This window comes from Streptomyces sp. NPDC056987 (assembly GCF_042673865.1).
Taxonomy (GTDB): Bacteria; Actinomycetota; Actinomycetes; order Streptomycetales; family Streptomycetaceae; genus Streptomyces.
Window position 1 is genome coordinate 1 of sequence record NZ_JBHURV010000080.1, and the last position, 7,574, is coordinate 7,574.

Below are 7,574 nucleotides of genomic sequence, written 5' to 3' on the forward strand. Positions count from 1 at the left end.
TGTGGTTGGGGGGGTGGGCCGCTGGGGGGTGGCGGGTTTGGGGGGGGCGCCGCCCCGGGGGGGCCCCCCCCCCCGCCCGTACACCTTTCCGTCCACCGTCCTGGAGCACCGCATGACCCACGTGACGCCGTCCCAGGGACTGATCGTCCCGCCGGGGGGAGGCACCACCATCCTCACCGCGGCGCAGGAGGTGACCTTCAAGGTCACCGGAGCCCACTCCCGGGTCTCCTCCAGCTTCGAGGTCGTCGTCCCGCCCGGGTTCGACGTCGGAGCACACCGGCACACCCACAGCGAGGAACTCTTCTACATCCTCGACGGCGAACTCGACGTGCTGGCCTTCGAACCGCGGGTGCTCAGCGACGACTGGCGCCACTGGGAGTCCGCGTCCGGCACGAGGACGGTACGGGCCACCCCGGGCACCGTCATCGTCGTCCCGCCCGGCTGTCCGCACGCCTTCGCCAACCGGGGCGGCGAGCCCGCCAGGATGTTCTTCCAGGCGTCCCCGCCCTCCGACCACGAACGGTACTTCGAGGAACTCCTCGGCATCCTCAAGGAGGACGGCACCCCCGATCCGGCGGCCATCGCCGATCTGCGCAAGCGGTACGACATCGAGCAGCTCACCCCGCTGCGCCACGACGTCTGACCCGATGGAGCCCGCACCGGCCACCCGGCGCCCGCGCCAGGACCCGCCCGGCCCCGGCCGCGGCGTGACGCGGCCCTGGGGCCCGGTCCTCGGGGTGCTGCTCGTCGTCGCCGCGCTGACGGCAGGCTGGCCGCTGATCGACGCGGCCCTGGGCGACCGCGAACGGGTCGCCGCGGGGACCGCCCTGGAACTCGGCCCCGACGGCGACGCCGCCGTGCTCCGGGTGGTGGGGCACGGCTGGGGGCTCAGCAAGTCGTCCAGCGACCCGGACACGGCGTACGCACTCTCCCGCGACGGCGTCGGCCTGGCGGCCCGCTACATCGGCCTCACCGAGGCGGGGGACCCCGGCGAACTGTGGAACGGACTGCGCAAGGTCCAGTCCGTCGCCGACAGCGGCAGCCGGCTGGGCGCCGCCCGGCCGCTCACCGGCGCCCGGGGAGCCATCGGGCGCTCCGGACGGCTGACCGGCGGGGGCCGCACGGGCTCCGCCACCCTCTGGCTGCCGCCCGGCCGGGGCTACGCCGTCGAGATCATCGTCCTCGCCCGGCCCGGGGCCGCCCCCGGCGCGGTGGCCGACGCCACGGCCATGGCCCGCGGCCTCACCTTTCCCCCGGGGACGTCATGACCGCCCCCGCCACCACGCCCCCGCCGGCCGCCCGGTTCCGCCTCCTCGTCAACGCCGTACGCGGTTCGTGGAGACGCCGGCCGGCCGTTTGGGCCTTCGCCGCCGTGTGCCTGCTCGGTCTCGCGCTGCTCCTGGACGACTTCGGCCCGGTCGTCCGGGTCTTCCCCGGCTCCGCGCTGCTGGCCGTGGTCCTGCTGGCGCTCACCGTGAGCCTCGGGACGGCCGTCCTCGGTCGGGTCCGCCCGTTCCGGGCACCGCCGCCCGGCTGGGCCTGGAGCGGGGTCCTCTGGGGGGCCACCGCGGCGGCCGGCTGCGCCCTCGTCGCCAACACCGGGCTCCAGGGCATCTGGTCGAAGTCGGCCGGCATCGGATTCGGCTCCCGGTGGGCCGCCGCGCTCACCGCACCGCTCAACGAGGAACTCCTCAAACTCTGCGGCGTCGTCCTGATCGCCCTCGTGGCCCGGCCGCTGGTACGGGGCCCGCTGGACGGGTTCTTCCTCGGCGCGTTCACCGGTCTCGGCTTCCAGGTCATGGAGAACTGGACGTACGCCATGAACGCCATCCTGCTCGGCGGGGGAGTGCACGGCACCGCAGAGGTCAGCCAGTCCTTCGCCACCCGGGTGATGGTGACGGGGCTCGGCTCGCACTGGGCGATGACCGCCGTCGCCGGCACCGGCGTCGGCATCCTCCTCTCCCACGGCGACCGCCCCGTACGCCGCAGGATCGCCCCGGCGGCGGCCTGCGTGCTCACCGCGATGGGCATGCACTGGCTGTTCGACGCGCCCCTGCTGGACTCCGCCGCGGGCCTCGGCGTCAGGGTGGGCGTCAACTTCCTCATCGCCCTCGGATTCGCCGTCGTCCTGCGCCACCGGGCCCGGCGCCGGGCCCGCGCCTTCCTCCTCTCCCCGCGCACCCCGCTCTCCGTCGACCTGCTCACCCGCCGCTCGCGCAGCCGCGCCCTGCGCGGACTGCCGCCCGCGCGCCGCCCCGCCGCGGCGGCGCGTGCCTCGGCCTACCTGGAGGTTGTCGAGGAACAGGCGGCCGTGTGGCGCGACCCCGCCCGGGCGGTGCCGGGGCGCGCACACCCGGCCTGATCCGTACAGCCGACCCTGGACGCGCGCGTATGGAGGTGAGCTTCACGGCCATGTCGCCGCCGCCCCGCGGGGAGTTGGCTGTCCCCATGACGCAGAACGCGCAGAACATACAGAGCACGCAGGACACACAGAACGCGCCGGAGGCCGGGAACGGGACGGTCCTGGTCGTCGGCGGCACCGGCAAGACCGGACGGCGGGTCGCACAGCGGCTGACCGCCCGGGGAATTCCCGTACGGATCGGCTCCCGCGCCGCCGCCCCGCCCTTCGTCTGGGAGGACCCCGACACCTGGGACGCGGCCCTGGAGGGCGTCGGCTCCGTCTATGTCACCTACTACCCCGACCTCGGACTGCCCGGCGCCGCCGACGCCATCGGAGCCTTCTCCGCACGGGCCGTCGCCCGGGGCGCGCGCCGTCTCGTGCTGCTCTCCGGACGCGGTGACAAGGGTGCCCTCGACAGCGAGGAGCGCGTGAAGGAGTCCGGCGCCGACTGGACGGTGCTCCGGGCGAGCTGGTTCCACCAGAACTTCAGCGAGAGCTTCTTCCTGGACCCCGTCCTCGCCGGTGAGCTGGTGCTGCCGACCGGCGACGCCGTCGAACCCTTCATCGACGCCGACGACATCGCCGACGTGGCCACCGCCGTCCTCACCGGCCCCGGGCACACCGGCAGGACGTACGAACTGTCGGGACCCCGCTCGCTCGGCTTCGGCGAGGTGGCCGCCGAACTGACCCGGGTCACCGGCCGGGAGATCCACTACCGTCCCGTCCCCGTGGACGCCTACCGCGCCGGGCTGGCGGCGCGGGGACTGCCGGTCGAGTTCGCGGATCTCTTCGGGCTGATCCTCGACGGCCGCAACGCCGTTCCGGTGCACGGCGTGCGGGAGGTCCTGGGACGCGAGCCCCGCGACTTCGCCGACTACGCCCGTGAGACGGCCGCCACCGGAGTCTGGGACGGGGCGCCCGCCCAGCAGTGAGCGGGACTCCTGTCCGGCGGTCCCGGGGAGCGCGAAGCCGAACTCCGCGCGCCCCGGGACCGGTTGCCCCGCCCCTCGGCACGGGTGATCAGACTGTGGTCACACCCGCGGGCGGACGCGTGTCACGGCTAATGTGTGCGGACCGTACTCGTTCACATACCGGGTGACTTCAGGAAGGACCTCCTCCATGGCGGCAGAGACCGCGGACCGTCCGCACCACGACCCGGGGGCCTCCCGCGGCCTGCCGGCCGGCGACGGGCCCTCGTACTCCTTCGAGTTCTTCCCGCCGAAGACCGCGGCGGGCGAACGCACGCTGTGGAACGCGATCCGCCGGATCGAGGCGCTCGCGCCGTCCTTCGTCTCCGTGACGTACGGGGCCGGCGGCTCGTCGCGCGACCGGACGATCGAGGTCACCAAGCGCATCGCCGCCGAGACGACACTGCGCCCGGTCGCCCATCTCACCGCCGTCGGCCACTCGGTGGCCGAGCTGCGCCACATCGTCGGCCAGTACGCGGACGCCGGGATCCGCGATGTGCTGGCCCTGCGCGGCGACCCGCCCGGCGACCCGCGCGGCGCCTGGGTGCCCCACCCCGAGGGCTTCACCCATGCCGGTGAACTCGTCACCCTGATCAGGGAGCTGGGGGACTTCACGGTCGGCGTGGCGGCCTTCCCCGAGCGTCATCCCCGCTCCGCCGACTGGGAGAGCGAGGTCCGCCACTTCGTCGCCAAGTGCCGGGCGGGCGCCGACTACGCCATCACCCAGATGTTCTTCCACGTCGAGGACTACCTGCGGTTCCGCGACCGGATCACGGCGGCGGGGTGCGCGACCCCGATCATCCCGGAGATCATGCCCGCCACCGACGTACGGCAGATCCGCCGCTTCGCCGAGCTCAGCGACGCGCGCTTCCCCGACGAACTGGCCGCGCGGCTCGAAGCCGCCAAGGACCGGCCCGAGGAGGGGCACCGCATCGGCGTCGAGTACGCCACGCTGATGGCCGAGCGGCTGCTCGCCGAGGGCGCCCCCGGCCTGCACTACATCACCCTCAACCGTTCGACGGCCACGACGGAGATCCACCAGAACCTGGGGGTGGGGGTACGCCGCGACCGCGCCCTGGCCGCCACGCCCCACTGACCCGCCGGCCCCGGCGCTCGGGCACCGGAAGGCCTACGGACGCCGACGGGCGGGGGACGGACCCGGGGCTCGGCCCCCGGTCCGTCCCCCGCCCTCCGTTCCGCCGGTGGTGGGGACCTTCGGTCAGCCCACCGGAGCGGCCGACGACTTCTGACCGGCTTCCCCGGCCTCCCCGTCCCGCTTGCCCGCCGCGGCCTCCTCGGCGAGCCGCTCCATGCCGCTGGTGGTCTTGAGCGGCTTCTCCTTGATGAAGAGGACCGCGACCAGCGCGAGCGCGGCGAACGGCGTGGCGACGAGGAAGAGTTCCGCCGTCGCGACACCGTAGGCGTTCTCCACGATCGCCCGCATCGGCGCCGGCAGCGTCGACATGTCCGGTACGGCGCTCTCGCCCGAGCCGCCGGCCGGGGCCTGGCCGCTCTCGCCCAGGCTCTTGGTGATCTCGGCCGTCACCCGGTTCGCCAGGATGGCACCCAGCACGCTCGTCCCGATCGTGCCGCCCATGCTCCGGAAGAACGACAGGACGGACGTGGCCGCACCCAGTTCCGAGGCCGGTACGTCGTTCTGCGCGGCCAGGACCAGGTTCTGCATCAGCAGGCCGACGCCGATGCCCAGGACAGCCATGTACAGGCTGAGCAGCCCGAAGCCCGTGTCGGCGTCGATGGTGGCCAGCAGCCCCAGACCGGCCGTCATGATCACGGCGCCCGCGATCAGGTAGACCTTCCACTTGCCGGTGGCGCTGATGATCTGTCCGGCGACGGTGGACGACACCAGCAGCCCGAGGATCATCGGCATCCCCATCAGGCCCGCGACGGTGGGGGTCTTGCCGAGGGATATCTGGAAGTACTGGGAGAGGAAGACCGTGCCGCCGAACATGGCGACACCGACCAGCAGGCTGGCGACCGTGGTCAGGGTGACGGTGCGGTTGCGGAAGATGTCCAGCGGGATGACCGGCTCGGGCACCCGGGCCTCCACCAGGACCGCGGCCACCAGCAGCACCACACCCGTACCGGTGAGCGCGAACGTCTGCCAGGACAACCAGTCGAAGCTGTTGCCCGCCAGGGAGGTCCAGATGAGCAGCGCGCTGACGCCCGCGACGATCAGGAACGCGCCCAGGTAGTCGATCTTCACCTCGCGGCGGACCGTGGGCAGCTGCAGCGTGCGCTGGAGCAGCAGGATCGCGACGAGCGCGAACGGCACCCCGATGAAGAAGCACCAGCGCCAGCCGAGCCACGAGGTGTCCACCATGACACCGCCGACCAGCGGCCCGGCGACCGTACCGACGGCGAAGACCGCGCCGAAGATGCCCGCGTACTTGCCGAGGCGGCGCGGCGGGATGACCGCGGCCATCACGATCTGCGCGAGGGCCGTCAGACCGCCCGCGCCGATGCCCTGCACGACGCGGCTGAAGATCAGCAGGCCGACGCCCTGCGAGAAGCCGGCCAGCAGCGAGCCGACGACGAACAGCGCGAGCGAGAGCTGGAGCAGCAGCTTCTTGTTGTAGAGGTCGGCGAGCTTGCCCCACAGGGGCACGGTCGCCGTCATGGCGAGCAGCTCGGAGGTGACGACCCAGGTGTAGGAGGACTGGCTGCCGTTCAGGTCGGCGATGATGCGGGGCAGGGCGTTCGCCACCACCGTGCCGGCCAGGATCGCGACGAACATGCCGGCCATCAGGCCGGACATCGCCTGGAGTATCTGGCGGTTGGTCATGGAGGTCGGCGCCTGTTCCGGCGCCTCTGTAGCACTCAAGGTGTCCTTCTTCGTCTGCGTTCGGTTCGGGGCATGCGTGTCACGCGGCAGGTAGTCATGGGGGTCAGCCGTCGGTCCTCGGCTCGGTCAGCCCGTCGGTGAGATGGCCGAAGACGCGCCGGAAGGTGTCGGGGAAGGTGACCGTGTCGCGCTGGGCGCACCAGTGCTCGACGGCGACCCGTACGGCCGTGCTGGCGACCGCGGCGAGCAGTCGGGGGTAGAGACCGAGATGGGAGGTGTCGGGGAACTTGGCGCAGGGGTCCGGCGGGCCCGGCGCCCCCCGGGAGTCCGCCACCGGCGCGGGCGGCGAGCCGAGCCGTTCGGCGATCGTCTGCGCCAGCTGGAACTCCTCGGCGATGTGCGCGCCCATACCGCGGAGCAGCAGATGGGGCGAGCGCCGCAGCACCGCGCTGCGCAGGTCCCAGATCTCCTGGCTCTCCTCCACATGGGTGAGTTCGGTCGCGAGCGCCTCGCGTACCGCTTCGAACGCGGACAGCTCCGGCGGTGCCTCGCGCACCGCGCGCCGTACCCGCTCGCCCACGGTCCGGTCGATCATGACGAACGCGTCGTCATGGCTCTCGAAGTAGTTGAAGAATGTACGGGGCGAGACCCCGGCGGCCTCGCTGATCGCCTCGACGGTGACGTTCTCCGCCCCGTGAACGGCCGCCAGTCGCACCGCGGCCTCCGACAGCGCCGTCCGGGTGGCCTGCTTCTTGCGCTCACGGAGACCGAGCGCCGCACCTTCACTCTGCACATCGTGCAGAGTATGCAAAAGTGCACGATGCGCAAAATTATTATCGCCCGGGGGCGCCCTAGCATGATCGGCATGGAGCCCGCTCCGCAGGTCCACGCGCGCCGGCAGGAGAGCGAAAGGGTGATTATGGGCCGAACGCGGTCCGATCGTGCGGCACGCGCGCAAGAGTTGGCCGTTTCTGTGGCTGTATCGCGTCGCGCACTGTAGCGTCTTGATCAAGCTGTCGTGGTTCCGAAGTACCGCTCGCCCGTGACGTGCCGTCACGGGCGTTTGTGCTGTTCAGCGTCTCTAAGGACCAAGGCGATCACCTCCGGTTCCCGTACCGTGCGGGAACCAACGCGTCCCTTGAATTGGAGACTCATCATGGCCAGTGGAACAGTGAAGTGGTTCAACTCGGAAAAGGGCTTCGGCTTCATCGCGCAGGACGGCGGCGGTCCGGACGTGTTCGCGCACTACTCGAACATCGCCACCCAGGGCTTCCGTGAGCTGTCGGAGGGCCAGAAGGTCACCTTCGACGTCACGCAGGGCCAGAAGGGCCCGCAGGCGGAGAACATCCTCCCCTCCTGAACCGGGGAGACAGGGCGCCGGCCCGGTGGATTCACCTCCACC

8 protein-coding genes are annotated in these 7,574 nt (G+C 72.2%); 6 read left to right on the forward strand and 2 right to left on the reverse strand.

Annotated elements, in window-relative coordinates:
* Positions 1-112: 112 nt before the first annotated feature.
* The 5 genes from ACFTZC_RS41705 to metF all read left to right on the forward strand — a co-directional run bounded on the left by ACFTZC_RS41705 (position 113) and on the right by metF (position 4,465).
* Positions 113-643, forward strand: a complete 531-nt coding sequence (locus ACFTZC_RS41705) for a cupin domain-containing protein (RefSeq protein WP_382899314.1) — start codon at positions 113-115, stop codon at positions 641-643.
* A 4-nt stretch (positions 644-647) separates the two neighbouring features.
* Positions 648-1,268 carry a hypothetical protein gene (locus tag ACFTZC_RS41710; protein WP_382899316.1) on the forward strand — a complete coding sequence of 207 codons (621 nt, stop codon included), beginning with the start codon at positions 648-650 and terminating at the stop codon, positions 1,266-1,268.
* On the forward strand, positions 1,265-2,362 hold the full coding sequence (locus tag ACFTZC_RS41715; protein WP_382899318.1) for a PrsW family intramembrane metalloprotease: 1,098 nt from the start codon (positions 1,265-1,267) through the stop codon (positions 2,360-2,362). Before ACFTZC_RS41710 ends, ACFTZC_RS41715 begins: the two co-directional genes overlap by 4 nt.
* Positions 2,363-2,448: 86 nt before the next feature.
* A complete protein-coding gene (locus tag ACFTZC_RS41720) occupies positions 2,449-3,333 on the forward strand; it encodes an NmrA family transcriptional regulator (RefSeq protein WP_382899320.1) in 885 nt (294 codons plus the stop codon).
* A gap of 187 nt (positions 3,334-3,520) precedes the next feature.
* A complete protein-coding gene (gene metF, locus ACFTZC_RS41725) occupies positions 3,521-4,465 on the forward strand; it encodes a methylenetetrahydrofolate reductase [NAD(P)H] (RefSeq protein ID WP_382899322.1) in 945 nt (314 codons plus the stop codon).
* Between the two features lie 123 nt (positions 4,466-4,588).
* Here the strand turns inward: metF and ACFTZC_RS41730 are convergent, their stop codons facing one another.
* Entirely contained in the window at positions 4,589-6,172 is a 1,584-nt protein-coding gene (locus ACFTZC_RS41730; protein ID WP_382899326.1) for an MDR family MFS transporter, read from the reverse strand.
* A 103-nt stretch (positions 6,173-6,275) separates the two neighbouring features.
* The gene (locus ACFTZC_RS41735) at positions 6,276-6,974 is read right to left on the reverse strand and encodes a TetR/AcrR family transcriptional regulator (RefSeq protein ID WP_382899328.1); all 699 of its coding nucleotides are present in this window, start codon (positions 6,972-6,974) and stop codon (positions 6,276-6,278) included.
* A gap of 354 nt (positions 6,975-7,328) precedes the next feature.
* On the opposite strand from ACFTZC_RS41735, the gene ACFTZC_RS41740 reads away from it, so the two are divergent.
* Positions 7,329-7,532 carry a cold-shock protein gene (locus ACFTZC_RS41740; protein WP_382899324.1) on the forward strand — a complete coding sequence of 68 codons (204 nt, stop codon included), beginning with the start codon at positions 7,329-7,331 and terminating at the stop codon, positions 7,530-7,532.
* The last annotated feature ends 42 nt before the right edge of the window (positions 7,533-7,574 follow it).